The organism is Mesorhizobium qingshengii, assembly GCF_027563465.1.
In the GTDB taxonomy this organism is placed as follows: Bacteria; Pseudomonadota; Alphaproteobacteria; order Rhizobiales; family Rhizobiaceae; genus Mesorhizobium; species Mesorhizobium qingshengii_A.
In genome coordinates this window covers 535,864-551,638 of the sequence record NZ_JAPFQA010000002.1, presented here as the reverse complement: position 1 = coordinate 551,638, position 15,775 = coordinate 535,864, and the positions used below count along the sequence as shown (strand labels likewise).

Annotated in this window: 17 protein-coding genes; 8 read left to right on the top strand and 9 right to left on the bottom strand. The window is 64.5% G+C overall.

The window, feature by feature from the left end; all coding sequences use genetic code 11:
* Window positions 1-185 precede the first annotated feature (185 nt).
* From OOJ09_RS07260 to OOJ09_RS07245, 4 genes are all read left to right on the top strand, one after another.
* Window positions 186-371: a hypothetical protein gene (locus OOJ09_RS07260; protein WP_269904536.1), complete on the top strand. Its 186-nt coding sequence runs from the start codon at window positions 186-188 to the stop codon at window positions 369-371.
* A 455-nt stretch (window positions 372-826) separates the two neighbouring features.
* Window positions 827-1,795: a glycine betaine ABC transporter substrate-binding protein gene (locus OOJ09_RS07255; RefSeq protein WP_269904535.1), complete on the top strand. Its 969-nt coding sequence runs from the start codon at window positions 827-829 to the stop codon at window positions 1,793-1,795.
* The gene (locus OOJ09_RS07250; protein ID WP_269904534.1) at window positions 1,792-2,496 is read left to right on the top strand and encodes a L,D-transpeptidase; all 705 of its coding nucleotides are present in this window, start codon (window positions 1,792-1,794) and stop codon (window positions 2,494-2,496) included. The genes OOJ09_RS07255 and OOJ09_RS07250 overlap by 4 nt, the downstream gene beginning before the upstream one ends.
* 54 nt (window positions 2,497-2,550) lie before the next feature.
* On the top strand, window positions 2,551-2,886 hold the full coding sequence (locus OOJ09_RS07245; protein ID WP_269904533.1) for a hypothetical protein: 336 nt from the start codon (window positions 2,551-2,553) through the stop codon (window positions 2,884-2,886).
* Between the two features lie 132 nt (window positions 2,887-3,018).
* Here OOJ09_RS07245 and OOJ09_RS07240 read toward each other — a convergent pair whose 3' ends face one another.
* From OOJ09_RS07240 to OOJ09_RS07200, 9 genes are all read right to left on the bottom strand, one after another.
* On the bottom strand, window positions 3,019-3,834 hold the full coding sequence (locus tag OOJ09_RS07240) for an ATP-binding cassette domain-containing protein (protein WP_269904532.1): 816 nt from the start codon (window positions 3,832-3,834) through the stop codon (window positions 3,019-3,021).
* Window positions 3,835-3,842: 8 nt separating this feature from the next.
* Entirely contained in the window at window positions 3,843-4,619 is a 777-nt protein-coding gene (locus tag OOJ09_RS07235; RefSeq protein ID WP_269904531.1) for an ABC transporter permease subunit, read from the bottom strand.
* Window positions 4,616-5,779: an FMNH2-dependent alkanesulfonate monooxygenase gene (gene ssuD / locus OOJ09_RS07230; protein ID WP_269904530.1), complete on the bottom strand. Its 1,164-nt coding sequence runs from the start codon at window positions 5,777-5,779 to the stop codon at window positions 4,616-4,618. The genes OOJ09_RS07235 and ssuD overlap by 4 nt, the downstream gene beginning before the upstream one ends.
* A 76-nt stretch (window positions 5,780-5,855) precedes the next feature.
* Complete coding sequence (locus OOJ09_RS07225) at window positions 5,856-6,809, bottom strand: sulfonate ABC transporter substrate-binding protein (protein WP_269904529.1); 954 nt, start codon at window positions 6,807-6,809, stop codon at window positions 5,856-5,858.
* Between the two features lie 244 nt (window positions 6,810-7,053).
* Window positions 7,054-7,236 (bottom strand): hypothetical protein, encoded by a 183-nt coding sequence (locus tag OOJ09_RS07220; protein WP_269904528.1) that lies wholly within the window; start codon window positions 7,234-7,236, stop codon window positions 7,054-7,056.
* A 20-nt stretch (window positions 7,237-7,256) separates the two neighbouring features.
* On the bottom strand, window positions 7,257-8,117 hold the full coding sequence (locus OOJ09_RS07215) for an ABC transporter permease subunit (RefSeq protein ID WP_269904527.1): 861 nt from the start codon (window positions 8,115-8,117) through the stop codon (window positions 7,257-7,259).
* Window positions 8,114-8,887 carry a taurine ABC transporter ATP-binding protein gene (locus tag OOJ09_RS07210; RefSeq protein ID WP_269904526.1) on the bottom strand — a complete coding sequence of 258 codons (774 nt, stop codon included), beginning with the start codon at window positions 8,885-8,887 and terminating at the stop codon, window positions 8,114-8,116. The genes OOJ09_RS07215 and OOJ09_RS07210 overlap by 4 nt, the downstream gene beginning before the upstream one ends.
* Before the next feature lie 193 nt (window positions 8,888-9,080).
* Window positions 9,081-10,094, bottom strand: a complete 1,014-nt coding sequence (gene tauA, locus OOJ09_RS07205) for a taurine ABC transporter substrate-binding protein (RefSeq protein ID WP_269904525.1) — start codon at window positions 10,092-10,094, stop codon at window positions 9,081-9,083.
* Between the two features lie 253 nt (window positions 10,095-10,347).
* Complete coding sequence (locus OOJ09_RS07200) at window positions 10,348-10,695, bottom strand: hypothetical protein (protein ID WP_269904524.1); 348 nt, start codon at window positions 10,693-10,695, stop codon at window positions 10,348-10,350.
* A gap of 111 nt (window positions 10,696-10,806) precedes the next feature.
* Between OOJ09_RS07200 and OOJ09_RS07195 the strand changes: the two genes are divergently transcribed.
* The 4 genes from OOJ09_RS07195 to OOJ09_RS07180 all read left to right on the top strand — a co-directional run bounded on the left by OOJ09_RS07195 (window position 10,807) and on the right by OOJ09_RS07180 (window position 15,550).
* The gene (locus tag OOJ09_RS07195) at window positions 10,807-11,310 is read left to right on the top strand and encodes an RrF2 family transcriptional regulator (RefSeq protein ID WP_269904523.1); all 504 of its coding nucleotides are present in this window, start codon (window positions 10,807-10,809) and stop codon (window positions 11,308-11,310) included.
* A 31-nt stretch (window positions 11,311-11,341) separates the two neighbouring features.
* Window positions 11,342-12,676, top strand: coding sequence for an FAD/NAD(P)-binding protein (locus OOJ09_RS07190; protein ID WP_269904522.1), 1,335 nt, complete (start codon window positions 11,342-11,344; stop codon window positions 12,674-12,676).
* Window positions 12,677-12,932: 256 nt separating this feature from the next.
* Entirely contained in the window at window positions 12,933-14,357 is a 1,425-nt protein-coding gene (locus tag OOJ09_RS07185; RefSeq protein ID WP_269904521.1) for a pyridoxal-phosphate dependent enzyme, read from the top strand.
* Window positions 14,354-15,550 carry a trans-sulfuration enzyme family protein gene (locus OOJ09_RS07180; RefSeq protein WP_269904520.1) on the top strand — a complete coding sequence of 399 codons (1,197 nt, stop codon included), beginning with the start codon at window positions 14,354-14,356 and terminating at the stop codon, window positions 15,548-15,550. The genes OOJ09_RS07185 and OOJ09_RS07180 overlap by 4 nt, the downstream gene beginning before the upstream one ends.
* The last annotated feature ends 225 nt before the right edge of the window (window positions 15,551-15,775 follow it).

Below are 15,775 nucleotides of genomic sequence, written 5' to 3'. Positions count from 1 at the left end.
TGTCAGGGATATTCCGGTGCCCGATGATCAATTCATCATGATCTTCGTGCCGATATCCGAGATTTGTTTGACAAGATTGAACGTTGATATCCAAGTAGAAGTCGGCATGGGCGAGCCGCTTCCTTTGGCTCATTCATCGCCGAAATGACACCGCAACGGATCGACTTGGGAAGGGATATCGGACAGTGAGACTGACCAAAAATCTTCTGGCTTTGATCGTTCTTGCCATCGGCGCGCTGTGGTCGCTGCAAGGCATCGGCGTTGTTGGCGGCAGCTTCATGACCGGCCAGTCGCAATGGCTCTATGTCGGCCTCGTCACCATGCTGATCGGCCTGGCTGGGCTGGTGTGGGCGAACCGCGGGCGCAACTGACACATCGAATACAGTCCCGCCCAAGGCCAGCATTCCCAAAGGAAAAATATCTGGACTGGATGCCGGTTTGAACATGCGACTCGGCGCAGGGAACCGCCAGGCTGACGGTGAACATCCTTGGCGGGGCTTGGCAAGTCACCAAGCCAACTGTTTGGCGCCCCTTGATCCGATACCGTTGGAAGCAGGTCCGCGAGAGCAGGCTAGAGGGGTATTATCTTCGAATTCGCCGTGCGTTGCACGATCTTGGCACAGATCGCAGATGCCTCCGCCGCGAAGCGGATTATGCTCCCGCCAGAGGGGGTGCGTTGAGCTGTTCGATCTTGATTTAGTTGCGCTAAAAGAGGATACTTATCCTGTTTAGCACGCATATATTAAGCAGAACGCATATATATATTGCACGGACGCATCGCTGTCTTCAGCAGAATTCTAAAGGAGCACGTGAAGAGGATCACCTGATGGCCGACCTGGTGAAACTGGCATTGAAAGTGGCGGTGGTTGCCTCGGCGATTGTGCTCGGCGATATACGCACCAAGGCTGCCGATCTTGTTATTGCGATGCCGAACTGGTCGTCGGGCCAGGCTACGGCCAACATCCTGAAGGTGAGCCTCAAGAAGGAATTCGGGCTCGATGCGGATGTGGTGGAGATGGGCACCATGATCGCATTCGCCGGCCTCGACTCCGGCCAGGTCGACATCCATCCGGAAGTCTGGCTGCCGAACCTCGACACCCTCGTCAAGAAGTATGTCACCGATGCGGCTACGGTCGCGATCAGCCCGATCGGCGTTCCGGCCTGGCAAGGCATCTGCGCCAACAGGACAGCGGCCGACAAATACGGCTTCAAGGACATTTCCGACCTCAGTGATCCGAAGAAGACCGAGGCGCTCGACACGGACGGGGACGGCAAAGGCGAGATGTGGATCGGCGCCGAGACATGGTCTTCGACCACAATCGAGCGCATCCGTGCCAACAGCTACGGCTACGCCAAAAACCTGTCGCTGCTCGAGATGCCTGAAGATGTGGGCATGGCGGCTGTCGATGCGGCGGAGGCGGCGGATCGACCTATGGTCTTCGCTTGCTACTCGCCGCATGTGGTTTTCAAATTGCACGACATCGTCCGCCTGACTGAACCGCCATACGATGCCGCCAAATGGAAGATCGTCCTGCCGACGGAGGACCCGCTTTGGCTTTCGAAGTCGAACGCCGCCGTTGGCTGGGATACGGCCCATTACCACATAGCCTACGCGACTTCGCTGCGTAAGAAACATCCGGAGGTGGTTCGCTTCCTGGAGCACGTCGACTTCAAGCCGGAGGAGGCGATCGACATGAGCTATGCGCTCCAGGTCGAGCGGCAGCCGCCCTATGCCTATGCCGAGCAATGGGTGGCCAGGAACGAGGCGCGCGTCGAAGGGTGGGCCAAGCCATGACCAGCCTCTCGAGGACAAGGTTCGGCAAGGGAGAACAGGCGAAGGGGCATGCGGCAAGCCTCGCGGTTGTGCTGGCACTGGGGCTGGTTTTTTCCACGGCCGCGTCCCTTGCCGCAGGAACGCAGGTCTACGATCCCAAGACGCGGCAGTGGACGGACTACAACCGCACCAAGGCCTACCAGTATTACAAGCTTCACAAGCAGGTGCCGGAATCCTTCCGGCCGCAGGTGGTCAAGTTCCGGACCGCGGAGCAACCCGGCACCATCATCATCGATGGCAACCAGCATTTCCTCTATCTCGTTCAGCCGGGCCAGCAGGCGATCCGCTATGGCATCGGGGTAGGCCGGGACGGCTTCGGCTGGGCAGGCATCGTCAAGGTCGGCCGCACCGCGGAGTGGCCGACCTGGACGCCGCCTGCCGAAATGGTCGCCCGGGACCCAAAGGCCCGGCCCTGGGCCAACGGCATGCCCGGGGGTCCCGACAATCCGCTCGGCGCGCGGGCACTCTACCTCTATGAAGGCGGCCACGACACGATCTACCGAATCCACGGCACACCCGAACCGTGGACGATCGGTCTGGACGTATCTTCCGGCTGCATCCGCATGAACAATGGCGACATCATCGACCTGCATTCCCGCATCAAGGTCGGGGCGAAGGTCATCGTGCTGATGCAAGGAGCTGCCCTCTACAAGGGCGTCTGACACAAGGGCGTCTGATCGAGGACGGGCGTATAATTCGACAATGGGGACAGGACTATGGCTATGGTGACCCGCAGGCAGTTCCGGATGAGCCACTGGACCATGCACGGATCAGGCTCGATTGTCATCGCAGTGGTTCTCGGGGCATGCCAGAGCGCCCCGACACCCGACCAGATGTCGAGGACCACGGTCGAAACCGCACCTGCCGATCTCCAGCTTCTTTGCGCCGGTGCGGCGGCGAAGGCGAGCGGGGTCGATAGCAGCAAGGCGTTGCCGACCAGTTCGCGCAAGCTCGATTCCAAGAGCTTCCAGGTCGAGCTCAACGTCGCGGGAAAACCAACGAGTTGCATCGTCGATACCGACGGCAAAGTGGCTTCGGTTCAACCGGCCTGACGGTCAGGAGCCGCCTCGCCGGGCTGGTGTGGGGTGAACTGTTCGCGGGGTGAGCCCGCGTTGCAAAGCGAGTGCCGGCGATCCTTCGCGTGCCGTTTGTCCTGCCGACAGATCTGGCGTTGTGCCTGCCCTCTAACCGAACAGCCGGTCCAGAATGGTGCCTTCGAGACGGGCAAGCTCGGCGGAACCGCGCCGGCGCGGCCGTTGCACCGGCACATCCAGATCAAGTGCGATCTTGCCGGCGCTGATCACCACCACCCGGTCGGCCAGCGCAACCGCTTCGGCGACGTCGTGCGTGACCAGCACGGCGGTGAATTTCTGGGCAAGCCAGATGCGCTCCAGCAATTGCTGCATCTCGATGCGGGTCAGCGCGTCGAGCGCGCCCAGCGGCTCGTCGAGCGCCAGGATCCGCGGGTGGCCGACCAGCGCGCGGGCCAGCGCCACACGCTGCTTCTGGCCGCCGGACAGCACCGAGGGCCATTCGTCGGCACGATCGGCGAGGCCAACCTCGGCGAGCATATCGAGCGCGCGTTGCCTTGCGTCCGTGCCGGAAGCGATGCCGGTCAGCCCGACCTCGACATTTTTCACCACGCTGGCCCAGGGCAGCAGACGCGGCTCCTGGAACATGAAGCGCGTGCGGCTGTGGTCTTGTTCTTCCCCGCCGCGCTTTTCTTCGGCCCGGAATGTCAGCGATCCCGCCGTCGGTCGGTCGAGCCCGGCCAAGAGCCGCAACAGCGTGCTCTTGCCGCAGCCGCTCTTGCCGATGACGGCGACGAACTGCCCGACCGGAACCTCCAGATCGATGCCGTCGAGAACGACCTTGTCGCCAAAATTCTTGCCCACGCCCTTGAAGGCAAAGGCGCGCGGTCTTTCGATGAATTGCTCCGCAGGCAGCGCCGGTGGCGTGGCGACAAACGAGCGGACGGCGGCGAGACTGGCGGCGGGCATCGAAACCCTCAAGCGTTCTGGAAGGCGGGATGCCAGCCAAGCGACAACCGCTCGAGCAGGCGGGCGAGACTGTCGGCGAGCTTGCCGAGCAGCGCGTAGATCAGGATCGACAGCACGACGACATCGATCAGCAGGAATTCGCGCGCCTGCATGGCCATGTAGCCGAGGCCGGAACTGGCCGAGATGGTCTCGGCGACGATCAGCGTCAGCCACATGATGCCCAGGGCATAGCGCAGGCCGACAAAGATCGCCGGCAGCGCGCCGGGCAGGATGACGCGAAAGAACAGCGCGCGCCGGTCCATGCCGTAGACGCGGCCCATCTCGACCAGCTGCGGGTCGACGCTCTGGATGCCGAGCAGCGTGTTGACGTAGATCGGAAAGAACACGCCGAGCGCCACCAGGAACAGTTTGGCTTCCTCGTCGATGCCGAACCACAGGATGACGAGCGGGATCAGCGCCAGATGCGGGATGTTGCGGATCATCTGCAGCGTGGTGTCGGTCAGGCCACGGCTGAGCCGCGACAGCCCGTTGGCGAGGCCAAGCGCAAAGCCGATCGAGCCGCCGATGGCGAAGCCGGCAAGCGCGCGCGCCGTGCTGACGCCGATGTTGCGGATCAGTTCGCCCGACAGCGTCAGCCGCCAGAAGGCCTCGGCGACGGCACTTGGCGCCGGCAGCACGTTGGCCGGCATGACGCCCGCGCGGGAAGCCGCCTCCCATCCTGCAATCACCAGCACCGGCAGCGCCCAACCGATGCCCTCCCTGTGCAGGCGCGTGGAAAAGCTCATGAAGAGGCCTGCAGGCGGGCGGCGCCGTGGAAGCCGACCGAGAATTCGTTGGCGATGTCTTCGCGGGCTTTCAGCCGCCTGGTGCCCAGCCCGAGCTTCGGAAACAGAAGCTCGGCGACGCGGTAGGCTTCCTCCAGATGCGGATAGCCGGAGCCGACGATGGTGTCGATGCCGATCGCCTGGTATTCGCGGATGCGCTCGGTGATCTGCTCCGGCGTGCCGACCAGCGCCGTCCCGGCGCCGCCGCGCACCAGTCCGACGCCGGCCCACAGATTGGGCGACACAACCAGCCTGTCGCGGCGGCCGCCATGCAGCTCGGCCATGCGGCGCTGGCCGACCGAGTCCATCTGGTTAAGGAAGCGCGCCTGCGCGTTCTCGATCTGGGCATCGGTGACGTGGCTGATCAGCCGGTCGGCGGCGCGCCAGGCTTCGTCCTCGGTCTCGCGAACGATGAAATGCAGCCTGATGCCGAAACGCAGCTTGCGGCCGCGCAGCGCCGCCTTCCTGCGTGCCGAGGCGAGCTTTTCGGCGACTTGGCGCGGCGGTTCGCCCCAGGTCAGGTACATGTCGACGAGATCGGCGGCGAGATCCTGCCCGGCATCGGACGATCCGCCGAAATAGAGCGGTGGCCGCTCTTGCAGCGGCAGCAGGTCGAGGCGGCCATTCTCGACGCGGTAATATTTGCCGTCGAAATTGACGCGCTCGCCGGAAACCAGCCCGCGCCAGATGGTCAGGAATTCATGCGCCTGGGCATAGCGCTCGTCATGCGGCAGGAAGATGCCGTCGCCGGCGAGTTCGGTCGGGTTGCCGCCGACCACGACGTTGAGCAGCAGGCGGCCATTGCTCAGCCGGTCGAGCGCGGCGGTCTGGCGCGCGGCGAAAGTCGGCAGCGTCACGCCGGGCCTGAGCGCCACAAGGAACTTGAGTTTCTCGGTCAGCGTGGCGAGGCCCGTCGCGGTGATCCAGGAATCCTCGCAGTTCTGCCCGGTCGGCAGCAGCACGCCGGGAAAACCGAGCCGGTCGACCGCCTGCGCGATCTCTTTGAAATAGCCGAACTCCGGTGGCCGCTGCTGCTCCTCGGAGCCGAGATAGGAACCGTCGCCATGCGTCGGGATGAACCAGAAGAAATCGAGTGGCGCGGTGTCGGCTGGCGTGGTCATGAAAGCCCTCCTGGAGATGTGGACGGAAACGGCAACGGCGCCGGGCGTTCTCGACCCGGCGCCGCCAGCGAAAAAATCAATTGCCCGGTGCGGTCCACACCGCGTCGGAAATGCGGACCGCGTTGGGAATCAGGCCGAGCTTGTAGAAGCGGTCGGCGGTCGCCTGCTGGCCGGCGATGATCTCGTCGGTGATCGGAAAGATGCCGAACCTGGTGCGGTTGGCGGCGATCGTCTGCGCGTCGAGCGGCACCCCGGTCACCTCATGCAGCGCGGCGGCCACCTTGTCGCGGTTCTGGTCCGCCCATTTCGCCGCCTCGCCAAGTGCGGCGATCGTCGTGGTGACGACTTCAGGATGCGCCTTGGCGAAATCCTTGTTGGCGAGGAAATAGGTGTTGACCTTGAGCACCTCGCTGGAGCGCGCCAGCACGCGCGGCTGGTAGCGGGTTTCGGCGATGGCGAAGAACGGATCCCAGACGGTCCAGGCGTCGATCTGGTCGCTGGCGAAAGCGGCGGCCGCATCGGCCGGGCTGAGATAGACCGGCGTGATCTGGTCGAAGGGAACGCCTGCCTTTTCCAAGGCCGCCACAAGAAGGTTATGCGCACTGGTGCCCTTGCCGACGCCGACGCGCTTGCCCTTGAGGTCGGCGACCGACTGGATCGGCGAGGCCGGCTTGACGAAGATCGCCTCGCCGTCGCCGTTGGACGGCAGGGCTGCCGCATAGACGATGTTGGCGCCGGCCGACTGGCCGAAGATCGGCGGGGCGTCGCCGGTCCAGCCGGCGTCGATGGCACCGACATTGAGCGCCTCCACCAGTGGCGGCCCGGCGGTGAACTCGACCCACTTTACCGTCACGCCCTTTTCGCCCAGCGCCTTTTCGAGAACCTGCTGCTGCCTGGCGATCACCGGCAGGCCGGTCTTCTGATAACCGATGCTGAACTGCTTCAGTTCCTGAGCCGCGGCGCCGAATGATACGGCAACGCTTGCCGCCAGCAGACCGATGCCGAAAACGCGTCTCGTCAGATTGAACATGATCCCACTCCTTCAATGCCGATCGGCGTCGGGAAATGTCCTCGCCGGTTGGAAGATGGGTCAGGCTAGGTAGTTCTATAAATTTAGTAGAGGAATGATTTTGCGAGTTGACGTCGCGATGTGGAAATATCTTCTGCGGCAACCCGGCATTCGTCATCCCAGGGCCTGCGCTTCGTCGCTTCGCTCCTTGCTACGCCCTTGGGATGACGAGGTGCCGGGGCTGTCGCAAAGTCGAGCCGCCCCCTCACTGCGACCAGTACTGCCAGGCCCAGTAAAAGCTCTCGTCGCGTGGTGGCAGGCGGTCGCGCTCGGCGTCCCAGCGGACCGGCGCCGGCGATCCGGGTTCGGCGTCGTCGAGCTGTTTGTCCCGGATCAGGCGAAGCCGGGTTGCCAGGAAAGCGAACAATGCCGGGGCTGGGTGGGCCATGGATGTCGATCCTCTTGGGGTCATTCGCGTCCCGCCCACGGAACGAGCACGCACTCGATCCGGCGGATGGTGAATTCGAGCACGAAGGCGATGGCCGCGATCACCAATATGCCCATCACCACCACGTCGGTGACGAGGAACTGGGCGGCCGACTGGATCATGAAGCCAAGCCCGCGCGTCGCCGCAACCAGCTCGGCCGCGACCAGCGTCGACCAGCCGGCGCCGAGCGCGATGCGCAAGCCGGTCAGGATCGCGGGCAGCGCGCTGGGCAGGATGACGTGGCGGACCACTTGGCGCTTCGTTGCTCCAAGCGAACGCGCCGCGTCGATGCGTTCTTGCGAAACACCACGAACGCCCGAAGCGGTCGACAGCGCCACCGGCGCCAGCATGGCGATGGCGATCACCAGGATCTTCGACGGCTCGCCGATGCCGAACCAGATGATGACCAGCGGCAGATAGGCTAGCGGCGGGATCGGCCGCAGGAATTCCAGCAGCGGATCGAAGATGCCGCGCCCGACGGTGCTGATGCCGATCGCCAGCCCGACCGGCACGCCGACGAGGATGGCCGCGACCAGCGCCGCGAACACGCGGCCCAGGCTGGCGACGACATGCTGCGGCAGCGTCGCGTCGACGAAGCCATCCCGGGCGACCACGATGAATTTGTTCCACACGGCCACCGGCGAGGGCAGGAACACCGGCGACACCAGTTGCAGGCGAGCCGACAGCGCCCATACCGCCAGCACCACCAGAATGGTGACCGCGCTGACCGCGCGTGCCGAAACCCGGCTGCGGTTCGGACGCGGCCGCGACCACGGCACCGACAGGCCGTCGGCCTCGTCGACCTTCTGGGTCGGCCGTTCCGTGTAGGAGGTGACGGTCATGCCGCTTCTCCTTCGAAGATGGCATCGGTCAGGTCGCCGCGCGCCGCCGCGAAGGCCGGGTCGGCCTTGATCGCGCGAATGGCTTCACCTGACGCGTAACGCCGGCTGAAGCCGGGCTCGATGGTCCGCACGACGCGGCCGGGTGCGGGAGCCAGGACGACGATGCGGGTGGCGAGCACCAGGGCCTCCTCGATGCCGTGGGTGACCATCAGCACGCCGACATGGCTTGCCGTCCACAGATCGAGCAGCGTTGTCTGCATGCGTTCGCGCGTCAGCGCGTCGAGCGCGCCGAGCGGTTCGTCGAGCAGCAGGAATTCAGGTTCGGCGGCGAGCGCACGGGCCAGGCCGACGCGCTGGCGCATGCCGCCGGAAAGCTCCCAGATGCGCTTGTCGCCGGCGTCAGTGAGCTTGACCAGCGCCAGCAGTTCATCGGCGCGGCGTGCTCGCTCGGCCGGCCTGACGCCGCGCAGCCGCAGGGCAAAGGCAACGTTCTCGCGCGCCGTCAGCCAGGGAAACAGCGCATCGTTCTGGAACACCACCGCCCGGTCCGAACCCGGCGCGGTGATCGGCCTGCCGTTGATCGCGGCACTGCCGCGCGCCGGCGTGACCAGGCCGGCGGCGACATTGAGCAGCGAGGTCTTGCCGCAGCCGGAACGGCCGACAAGGACGACGAAGTCACCCTTGGCGACATCGATCGACACCCGCTCGACGGCAGGTGCTGCCTGGCCGTCATAGTGGATCGAGATTCGGTCGAGCACGAGATGCGGCATGGGCCCTCACGGGAGGTTGGTTCAAATCCGCCTGCCCCGAAATCGCTCCTCGTCGACGGTTCCGGGGCGGGCGGCACGCGGCGTCAGGGAAGAAGATCCGCGCGTGTTCCGAGCAATTCCAGGAAAAGTGTGAAACGGTTTTCCCGGGAAAAGCGCACAGCGCTTTCCCTTGGGAATTGCGTGAAGACGAGCGTCAGTTCGAAGCCAGCGCTTCGGTGACGTATTTCGATGTCACGTATTTCGAATAATCCGGCAGCACCGCGTCGATCTTGCCTTGCTCCTTGAGGAAGGCGGATGCCGCTTCGATCGCCTTGACCGTGCCGCCGCCAAGGAACTTGTCCGAGGCCTGTTCTTCCAGCGTCGGGAAGACATAGCCCTTCAAGAGCTGCGGCACTTCCTCCAGCTTGGCGCCGGTGATCCTGGCGATTTTCTCGGCCTGTGGCGACGACACCGACCAGGCGTCCGGCTTGGCCAGGAATTCGGCATAGGCAGCGCCGGTCACCTTGACGAAGTCGCGCACCGCTTCCGGGTTCTTTTCGGCGAAGTCGGCGCGCACGATCCAGGCGTCGAAGGTCGGCGCGCCCCAGGCTGCGACCTGCGAGGAATCCAGCACGACCTTTCCGCCAGTCTTGATCTGGCCGAGCGCCGGATCCCAGACATAGGCCGCGTCGATGTCGCCACGCGCGAAGGCCGCCGCGATTTCCGGGGGCCTGAGATTGAGGATCTCGACAGACTTCGGATCGACGCCTTCATGCTTCAGCGCCGCGAGCAGGCTGTAATGCGTCGTCGAGACGAACGGCACGGCCACCTTCTTGCCGGCGAGGTCGGCGACCTTCTCGATGCCGGCGCCGTTGCGGGCGACCAGCGCCTCGGATTCGCCGATCAAACCGACGACGAAGATGGTCTGGATCGGAAGCTCGCGGCTGGCCGCCGCCGCCAGCGGGCTCGAACCGACATAGCCGATGTCGACCGAGCCGGAGGCGACCGCGGCGATGACATCGGCGCCGGAATCGAACTTGCGCCAGTCAATGGCCGCCTTGGTCGCCTTTTCATAGGCGCCATCGGCCTGTGGCACTTTCGAGGGCTCGACCACCGTCTGGTAGCCGATGGTGATCTTGAGATCCTGCGCCTCGACCGGGCCAAGGAAGGCGGCACCCGCGAGTGCCGCGGACGACAGGAGAAGGATGCGTCGCGAAATGATGGACATTCAGGGCTCCATGAAAACAGAGAAAACCGGATTGCCCCATGATAGTCAGCTAATTCTATCGTTGTTGTAGAGTTAAATCCTTCTAGCCGAAGTCGGTTTGTTGGAAAAAAGTCATCTGCCAAAGGCCCGCAAAACGGATTTGACGGCTGAAAGCCCCTTTGTCGCCCTTTCGGCAACAGGCAGGGTGCGGCGCGCAGGTGCGGTGCGGCGCCGGCGAGCACGAGCGAAACGCCATCCTGTCGCCCCGAACTTTCTACGCAAGCCACCAATTCAGCAAATTTCTGCTGAAAAAATCCGGTGAATTGGAATGAGATTCCATGTGTTCGGCATTAAGTATAGTATTCTTATCGACATTAGGGAGTTGAGAACGACGATGAACCACCTCATGGCCGGCAACCCCCGACCCGCCCGCGGGACACAACGTCTCGGCGCATTCCCGGTCGCCTCCGGCCTCGATCTGGCCGATGGTGACGCCGCTGCGGTGCGGCGTGAGCGGCGCGCGCCGCGGCGCCTCGTGCCGCCAACGCCACGGAGATGTGTCGAATTGGCCGCGGCGGCTTGAAAACGAAACAAAATCAACGTTTCTTGGCTTGTAGATCATGTCACTAGAATTTATCTATGATGACAGCCTGGTCGCGGCGAATTCCCGGAGCGCCGGGTGTTTTGGCGCCGATGGTTTCACGCCGTCGCATGACAGAGAAATTTTGATTTCATGCTCACAAAAAAGGGCAAGTACGGCCTCAAGGCGCTTGTGCACCTCGCGCAATTGCCGGCCGGCCAGCTCGCTTTCGTCAACGACATCGCGACGGGCAACAACATCCCGAAGAAATTCCTCGACGCCATCCTGGGCGAGCTGCGCAATGCCGGCTTCGTCCAGAGCCGCAAGGGCAAGGATGGCGGCTATCGCCTGGCCCGGCCCGCAGACGAGATCAAGGTCGGCCACGTCGTGCGCGTCCTCGACGGGCCGCTGGCGCCGATCCCTTGCGCCAGCCGCACCCAGTACCAGCGCTGTGAAGACTGCAACGAGGCGACATGCCAAGTCCGACATCTGATGCTCGAGGTCCGGCAGGCGATCGCCGAGGTGCTCGATCAGCGCAGCCTCGCCGAAATGCGCGATATCGTCATCGACGACCTGCTGGTCGCGCGGGACATCGACGACCTTGCGGCCGCGAGCGGCATCGACGCCCCTTCGGTCCTGGTGAAAATCCCGGCCTGAGGCCGGCGCTTCGCACAGGGCGGTCCTGCGCATGACCGGGCGCGCGAACTCCATCATCATTGTCGGCGGCGGCGCCAGCGGCGTCGTGCTGGCCGCGCATCTCCTGAAATCGCCCAATCCCGATCTGCGCGTCACGCTGATCGAGAAGCGGCCGCATTTCGGCCAGGGCATCGCCTATTCGACGCTGCTCTCGGCGCATGTTCTCAATGTCAGCGCGGCCGGCATGAGCGCCTATGCCGACGATCCCGGCAATTTCTGGCGCTGGCTGCTGGAGCGCGGCCTGGCCACCCCGGAACAGGCGCCGGTCTATGCGCCGCGCAGCGTCTACGCCCGCTATCTCGGCGAGTTGCTGGACGATCTCGAGGTTCGCGAACAGGCGACGGGGCGGCTTCGCCTGATCCGCGAGGAGAGCCTTTCCATCACGCCCACCGCATCGGGCGTCGAGGTCGCTCTCGCCAACGGCACCAGCGTCGTCGCCCATCTCGCCGTGCTGGCCACCGGCCACGACGAGGAGCCGGCGCAAGGGCACGCGATCAGGATGGGCTCGGAGGCCGACACGGCGCTGCCCCCCGACAGCCGCGTCACGGTGCTGGGCACTGGTCTCAGCATGGTCGATGCATTCCTTTCCCTGGAGCAGCGTGGCCATCGCGGCGACATCATCGCGGTGTCCCGGCGCGGCCTGCTGCCCTCGCCGCACCGCAAGGGCAATCCGATCAAGCTCGATGTCGCCGACATTCCGCTCGGCACCCAGCTTTCCTATTTCGTCGGCTGGTTCCGCGACCTGATCAGGGAGAACCAGAAGGCCGGCATCGACTGGCGCGACGTCGTCGACGGCCTGCGGCCGTTCAACCAGAAGATCTGGCAGAACTGGCCATCCTCGGCCAAGCGACGCTTCGTCGAGCACACCAAGGCCTGGTGGGACATCCACCGCCATCGCATGGCGCCCGAAGTCTACGCCCGCGTGACCGAGGCCGTGCAGTCCGGCCGCATCCGCCTGGTCGCCGGGCGTGTCGTCGGCATCACCGCGGCTGACGGGTTCACCGTGGAGGTCCAGTCGCGCCGCACGCAGCGCCTCGAGGCATTCGACGTCGCCCGCATCTATGATTGCTCAGGCATCGTCAGGGACATCTCGACCTCGTCGAACAGCGTGGTGCGCTCGCTGGTCGATCGCGGCCTGGCGCGGCCGGATCCGCTGCGCATCGGCCTCGATGTGTCAGCCAATTGCGAGATCATCGCCGGCGACGGGACCGCCTCGGCCAAGATCCTGGCGGTCGGCCCGTTGACGCGCGGTACCTTCTTCGAGATCGACGCCATTCCCGACATCCGCGTTCAATGCGCCAGGCTGAGCAAGCGGCTGCTGGGTTGAAGCCATTCATGCCGGCAAACCGGAATTTCATTCCGCATCTGCCCGGTTGATTGGTACGATCTATCTTCTTTCCGACTGTAAAGGACTGGAAAAGAGGATACGCTGCCGCCCAGAGCCGGATGATTTCAGGTCGAAGCGACCCGAAATCTGAATCCGGCTCTAAATCAAATAGATAGAGCATGATGTCGTCCGAAAACCGCTCACACTTTTCGGCATCATGCGACCCGAGGCGGTCGCTTGACCATGGAGCATCGATATGAGCGAGCACAAGATCGCCGCACCCGAGAGCGCGTCGTCCCGCCTGCGTCCGCCCTATAAGTCGGTTCTCGACCTGATCGGCCAGACGCCGGTGGTCGAGCTGACCAGGTTCGACACCGGCAAGTGCCGGCTGTTCATCAAGCTCGAGAGCCAGAACCCCGGCGGCTCGATCAAGGACCGCATCGCGCTGTCGATGATCGCCGCCGCCGAGAGAGAGGGCAAGCTCAGGCCCGGCGGCACCATCGTCGAGGCGACCGCGGGCAACACCGGCCTCGGCCTCGCCCAGGTCGGCATTCCCAAGGGTTACCGCATCGTGCTGGTCGTGCCCGACAAGATGTCGCGCGAGAAGATCCAGCACCTGCGCGCGCTCGGCGCCGAGGTGCGCATGACGCGCTCCGATGTCGGCAAGGGCCACCCCGAATATTACCAGGACATGGCCGAGAAGATCGCGGCAGAAGTGCCCGGCGCCTTCTATGCCAACCAGTTCGCCAATCCGGCCAATCCGCTGGCGCACGAGACCACCACCGGCCCCGAAATCTTCGCCCAGCTCGACGGCGATGTCGATGCGGTGGTCGTCGGCGTCGGCTCCGGCGGCACGCTGACCGGGCTTGGCCGCTACTTCGCCAGGGTGTCGCCGAAGACCGAGATGGTGCTGGCCGATCCGGTCGGCTCGGTGCTGGCGCCGTTGATCAAGACCGGCAAGATGGAAGAGGCCGGCAGCTGGACGGTGGAAGGCATTGGCGAGGATTTCGTGCCGCCCAATGCCGACCTGTCGCTGGTCAGGAAGGCCTATTCCATATCAGACAAGCAGAGCATGCTGGCGGTCCGCGATCTCCTGTCGAAGGAAGGCATCCTCGCTGGCTCGTCGTCCGGCACGCTGCTGTCGGCCGCCTTGCGCTATTGCCGCGAACAGACCGTGCCAAAGCGCGTCGTCACCTTCGTCTGCGACAGCGGCAACAAATATCTGTCGAAGGTGTTCGACGATTTCTGGCTGGCCGAGCAGGGGCTGGCCGAGCACGAACAGCATGGCGATCTGCGCGACCTCGTCATGCGCACGCACCGCACCGGCGACACCGTCTATGTCGGCCCCGACGAAAGCCTGCTCAATGCCTATGGCCGCATGCGCCGCTCCGATGTTTCGCAGCTGCCGGTGCTCGACAATGGCAAGCTGGTCGGCATCGTCGACGAAAGCGATATCCTGGCCAAGGTCGACGGTCCCTATGACGGCCGCTGGGAGCGCTTCAACGGGCCGGTGCGCACGGCCATGACCTCCAATCTGCACACGCTGCAGGCCAGCCAGACGCTGGACGCGCTGCTGCCGGTGTTCGACCGCAACGAGGTCGCCATCATCTTCGACGGCGACGAGTTCGTCGGCCTGATAACCCGCATCGACCTGATCAACCATCTGAGGCGCGCACGATGACCAGCAACGCACCGCCATCCGGCCCATCATCGTCAGGCAAGAACCGCCTGGCTTTCTCGACGCGCACCATCCATGGCGGCCAGAGCCATGACCCTTTGACCGGCGCGGTGATGGTGCCGATCTATGCCACCTCGACCTACGGCCAGCAGTCGCCCGGCGTGCACAAGGGTTTCGAATATGCCCGCAGCCAGAACCCGACCCGCTTTGCCTTCGAGCGTGCCGTGGCCGACCTCGAAAGCGGCTCGGCCGCCTTCGCCTTCGCGTCGGGCCTGGCGTCGATCGCCACCGTGCTCGAGCTGCTTGATTCCGGCGCCCATATCGTCGCCACCGACGACATCTATGGCGGCTCCTTCCGGCTGATGGAACGGGTGCGCAAGCGCTCGGCCAACCTGCAGGTCTCGTTCGTCGACTTCACCGATCTTGCGGCGGTAGAGGCCGCGATCCGCCCGGAGACGAAACTGCTCTGGGTCGAAACGCCGACCAACCCGCTGCTGCGCATCGTCGACCTCGAAGGCGTCGCCGCGCTGGCCAGGCGCAAGGGTGTGCTCACGGTCGCCGACAACACGTTTTGCAGCCCCTACCTGCAGCGGCCGCTGGAGCTCGGCATCGACATCGTCGTCCACTCGACGACCAAATACCTCAACGGCCATTCCGACATGGTCGGCGGCGTCGCCGTGGTCGGCGACAACAAGGATCTCGCCGCCCAGCTGAAATTCCTGCAGAACGCCATCGGCGCCATATCGGGCCCGTTCGACAGTTTCCTGGCGCTGCGTGGTTTGAAAACCTTGGCGCTCAGGATGGAGCGGCATTCCGCCAACGGCCTGAAGATCGCGCAATGGCTGGAAGGCCGCAAGGACGTGCGCCGCGTGATCTATCCCGGCCTCGCCAGCCACCCGCAGCACGCCATCGCCGTCCAGCAGATGCATGCCTTCGGCGGCATGATCACCGCCGTGCTCGACCGCGACCTCGCCGGAACGAAACGCTTCCTCGAACGCACGCAGCTGTTCACGCTGGCCGAAAGCCTCGGCGGGGTGGAGAGCCTGATCGAACATCCGGCGTTGATGACGCATGGCTCCATCCCGGCCGAGAAGCGCGCCGAGATCGGCATCTCCGATTCGCTGGTGCGGCTGTCGGCCGGCATCGAGGATGGCGATGATCTGATCGCGGATCTGGATCAGGCGCTGGGGGGATAGAAGAGCCCGCCCCGTTGGTCGAAGGCAACTGTCGATGTTGGCACCGCCCCTCATTGCCCTGCCGGGCATTTCTCCCCGTATAGTGACGGGGAGAAGATCCTGGCACCGATGATTTCGCCAACTGCCAACGTTGCGAGAAAGGCGCCGAGGGCGCCACAGCTTCCTTTCTCCCCGTCACTATACGGGGAGAAGGTGCCGGCAGGCGGATGAGGGGCGGCGCTGTCG

Excerpts from the sequence above, each read along its gene's own strand:
- OOJ09_RS07255 (WP_269904535.1), top strand. The coding sequence starts at position 827 with ATGGCCGACCTGGTGAAACTGGCATTGAAAGTGGCGGTGGTTGCCTCG.
- OOJ09_RS07250 (WP_269904534.1), top strand. The coding sequence starts at position 1,792 with ATGACCAGCCTCTCGAGGACAAGGTTCGGCAAGGGAGAACAGGCGAAG.
- OOJ09_RS07245 (WP_269904533.1), top strand. The coding sequence starts at position 2,551 with ATGGCTATGGTGACCCGCAGGCAGTTCCGGATGAGCCACTGGACCATG.
- OOJ09_RS07240 (WP_269904532.1), bottom strand. The coding sequence starts at position 3,834 with ATGCCCGCCGCCAGTCTCGCCGCCGTCCGCTCGTTTGTCGCCACGCCA.
- OOJ09_RS07235 (WP_269904531.1), bottom strand. The coding sequence starts at position 4,619 with ATGAGCTTTTCCACGCGCCTGCACAGGGAGGGCATCGGTTGGGCGCTG.
- ssuD (WP_269904530.1), bottom strand. The coding sequence starts at position 5,779 with ATGACCACGCCAGCCGACACCGCGCCACTCGATTTCTTCTGGTTCATC.
- OOJ09_RS07225 (WP_269904529.1), bottom strand. The coding sequence starts at position 6,809 with ATGTTCAATCTGACGAGACGCGTTTTCGGCATCGGTCTGCTGGCGGCA.
- OOJ09_RS07220 (WP_269904528.1), bottom strand. The coding sequence starts at position 7,236 with ATGGCCCACCCAGCCCCGGCATTGTTCGCTTTCCTGGCAACCCGGCTT.
- OOJ09_RS07215 (WP_269904527.1), bottom strand. The coding sequence starts at position 8,117 with ATGACCGTCACCTCCTACACGGAACGGCCGACCCAGAAGGTCGACGAG.
- OOJ09_RS07210 (WP_269904526.1), bottom strand. The coding sequence starts at position 8,887 with ATGCCGCATCTCGTGCTCGACCGAATCTCGATCCACTATGACGGCCAG.
- tauA (WP_269904525.1), bottom strand. The coding sequence starts at position 10,094 with ATGTCCATCATTTCGCGACGCATCCTTCTCCTGTCGTCCGCGGCACTC.
- OOJ09_RS07200 (WP_269904524.1), bottom strand. The coding sequence starts at position 10,695 with ATGATCTACAAGCCAAGAAACGTTGATTTTGTTTCGTTTTCAAGCCGC.
- OOJ09_RS07195 (WP_269904523.1), top strand. The coding sequence starts at position 10,807 with ATGCTCACAAAAAAGGGCAAGTACGGCCTCAAGGCGCTTGTGCACCTC.
- OOJ09_RS07190 (WP_269904522.1), top strand. The coding sequence starts at position 11,342 with ATGACCGGGCGCGCGAACTCCATCATCATTGTCGGCGGCGGCGCCAGC.
- OOJ09_RS07185 (WP_269904521.1), top strand. The coding sequence starts at position 12,933 with ATGAGCGAGCACAAGATCGCCGCACCCGAGAGCGCGTCGTCCCGCCTG.
- OOJ09_RS07180 (WP_269904520.1), top strand. The coding sequence starts at position 14,354 with ATGACCAGCAACGCACCGCCATCCGGCCCATCATCGTCAGGCAAGAAC.